Genomic DNA, 3,100 nt, shown 5'->3' with positions numbered 1-3,100 from the left:
GCCTTCTCCGTGGCAATGCGGCGCTCCTTATCGACCAGGTCGGCCGAGACTTCGGCGCTGGACAGYGCTGCCGGCTTCATGGCGGCCACGTGCATGGCAACGTCCTTGGCGGCGACGTCGTCACCCTCGAACTCGACCATCACGCCAATGCGGGTGCCGTGCAGGTAGGACGCCAGCTTGGTGCCGCTGTAGCGCCGGAAACGGCGGATCGACATGTTCTCGCCGATCTTGCCGATCAGGCCCTTGCGCACGTCTTCCACCGTCGGGCCGAAACCTTCCTGGGACAGCGGCAGCGCCGACAGCGCAGCCACATCAGCCGGGTTGGCTTCAGCAACCAGGCCGGCCAGCGCGTTCACGAAGGCCAGGAAAGCGTCGTTCTTCGAGACAAAGTCGGTCTCGCAGTTGACTTCGATCAGGGCACCATTGCCGCCGACCACGGCCGAGGCGACGATGCCTTCGGCGGTGATGCGCGAGGCAGCCTTGCCGGCCTTGTTGCCGAGCTTGACGCGCAGGATCTCTTCAGCGCGGGCCAGGTCGCCTTCGGCTTCAGTCAGCGCCTTCTTGCACTCCATCATCGGGGCGTCGGTGCGGGCACGCAGTTCGCCCACCATGCTTGCGGTGATAGCAGCCATTTCTCTTCTCCAGATTTCGGTTGGCAAAAGGGGCCTCGCGGCCCCTTTCAAATGCAGGGCGGAAGGGCTTTAAGCCTCTTCGGAGACCTCGACGAACTCGTCGCCGGCGGGAGCAACCGCAGCCAGCACTTCGTTCGTGGCGTTGGCCTTGCCTTCGAGCACGGCGTCAGCAACGGCGCGGGCGTACAGCGCCACAGCCTTGGCCGAGTCGTCGTTGCCGGGGATGACGTAGTCGATGCCGATGGGCGAGTGGTTGGTGTCCACCACGCCGATGACGGGAATGCCGAGCTTCTTGGCTTCGGCAACGGCAATCTTGTGATAGCCGACGTCGATGACGAAGATGGCATCGGGCAGTGCGGTCATGTCCTGGATGCCGCCGATGTTCTTCTCGAGCTTGGCGATGTCGCGCTGGAACATCAGCGCTTCCTTCTTGATCGCGGGCTGGGTGCCGGCGTCAATCTGGGCCTGCATGTCCTTCAGGTTCTTCAGCGAGGTCTTGACCGTCTTGAAGTTGGTCATCATGCCGCCGAGCCAACGCGAGTCGACGTAGGGCATGCCGGCGCGCTGGGCTTCCAGGGCGACGACTTCACGGGCCTGGCGCTTGGTGCCGACCATCAGGATGGTGCCGCGCTTGGCAGCCAGCGAGCGGACGAACTTCATCGCGTCGTTGAACGCAGGCAGCGTCTTCTCGAGGTTGATGATGTGAATCTTGTTGCGATGGCCGTAGATATACGGGGCCATCTTGGGATTCCAGAAGCGGGTTTGGTGGCCGAAATGGACGCCGGCTTCCAGCATCTCGCGCATCGTGACAGACATGGGTCTTACTCCGAAGGTTGTGTCTAAAATCCGGCCCGAATTGCGTTGCAGCATCTGGAAACGCTTGTTTCTCAAGCGAAATCCAGGCCGCAAACTACAACACCTTTGAGTGGCCGGTTTGCGATTTGTTGCGACGGTGGCGACCGAGAAGTTCAGCCACAACACCCTCACAACCGTTCTGCCGAGTCTTGCAACGCCTAAAACAGCGCAGCCCCCCCGGCTAAACCCGCAGAGTATACACAAACCCATGGCCTTTCCCAGCCGACGCCGCTTTGCAGCGGCCGCAAGCTTGCCCGTCAGGGCGTCCCTCCGGGTGTGCGCTTGACCCGCCGCGTCGCGGTGGTTGGTGCCGGCCTGGCCGGTGTGACGGCGGCCTACGAACTGGCCGCCTTGGGGCTCCAGGTGCAGGTCTTCGAGCGCGGCGGCAGCGTCGCCGAGCAGGCCAGCTTCGCCAGCAACGCCCTGCTCTCGCCCTTTACACCCAACTTGGCAGACACCACGTCACCGGCACCTCTGGCCTTTCGACTTCGTCGTTGGCGCGCGGGGCGCAGCACGGGTGACGCAGCAGGCCAACTTGTTGCGCTGAGCCAGTTGGGTCTGGCCCGTGCCGTTGACCTGCGCCGCGCGCTGGGCTTGGACGATGAAGCGACCGATGGCCTTCTCGTCGCGCTGACTGACGCCAAGCGCGTCGCAACCGCCCAGGCCCGACTGGAGGGTTGGAAGGCCCTGGGCCTGCAGGTCGAGCTCATCGAGGCGGGCGAGGCTCGGCTGCGCGAACCCGGCCTGAACGCTGACGCCCCGCTGGCCGCGGCGCTGGCCTTCGCCCGCGGCGGTGCCGGCAATCCGCGCCTCTTCGCCCAGCAACTGCGCCTGCAAGCCCAGCGCCTGGGCGCAGGGTTTCGCTTCCACACCACCGTGCGCGCCATCGCCGCCGACGGCACCGGCCTGATGCTGCGCCACGAATACACACCGCCGCTGGAGGCGCCGATCCGCGGCACCGAGCGCGACGCCGGAGACACCCTGCCGCAGCTGCCCGGCGCTCAGGACGAACGCTTCGACGCTGTGGTGTTGTGCAACGGCCTGGACGCCGCCACGTTGTCGGGCCAACGCCTGCCCCTGGCGGCGCAGCACGAAGCCTCGGTCACGGCACCGCTGCGGCTGCTCGAAGCCCATCCCGACCTGGGCCCCAAGGCTGGCTGGATCGACCCGACGCTGGGCCTGGCCATTGCCCGCACCGGCCAGCGCGTACGCGTGACCGGCGGCCTCACCGTCGCCGGCGCCCGAACCCGAGTGACCCCGGACTTCGAAGCCCTGCACCGCGGCCTGCAACACTGGTTCCCTGGCTCGGTGCTGCACAGCCAAGTGCAGCAGAGCCAGAGCCGCCGCGCGCTGCCGGCCGATGGCCTGCCCGTGCTTGGCAGCGGCGGTCGCGCGGGCTTGTGGCTCAACATCTCGCCAGGCGGACTGGGCTGGGGCCTGGCCTGTGGCAGCGCCCAGATCCTGGCCCAGCAGATCGCCGGGCTGGCACCCGCGCTGGACATCGCCGCACTCGGGCCGCAACGACTGCTCTAAGCTCATGGGCATGCATCCGGTGCTGCCCACGACCTCCACGCTGCCGCTGTTCGATGTAGCGGCCAGCAGGCGCATTGAGG

The 3,100-nt window shown here is 66.5% G+C and carries 3 protein-coding genes; 1 reads left to right on the top strand and 2 read right to left on the bottom strand.

Annotated features, from left to right (window positions below):
* The coding region (gene tsf / locus AC1DU6_RS25135) for a translation elongation factor Ts (RefSeq protein ID WP_477860412.1) at positions 1-632 on the bottom strand (632 nt) is incomplete at its 3' end.
* 69 nt (positions 633-701) lie between these two features.
* Positions 702-1,448 carry a 30S ribosomal protein S2 gene (gene rpsB / locus AC1DU6_RS25130; RefSeq protein ID WP_056198145.1) on the bottom strand — a complete coding sequence of 249 codons (747 nt, stop codon included), beginning with the start codon at positions 1,446-1,448 and terminating at the stop codon, positions 702-704.
* A gap of 321 nt (positions 1,449-1,769) precedes the next feature.
* On the opposite strand from rpsB, the gene AC1DU6_RS25125 reads away from it, so the two are divergent.
* Positions 1,770-3,020, top strand: a complete 1,251-nt coding sequence (locus AC1DU6_RS25125) for an NAD(P)/FAD-dependent oxidoreductase (RefSeq protein WP_477860410.1) — start codon at positions 1,770-1,772, stop codon at positions 3,018-3,020.
* Positions 3,021-3,100: the final 80 nt, after the last annotated feature.

The sequence above is a fragment of the Roseateles sp. P5_B10 genome (genome assembly GCF_056400485.1).
Note: the sequence above shows the minus strand (reverse complement) of the source record. Positions and strands in the feature narration are given on the sequence as shown.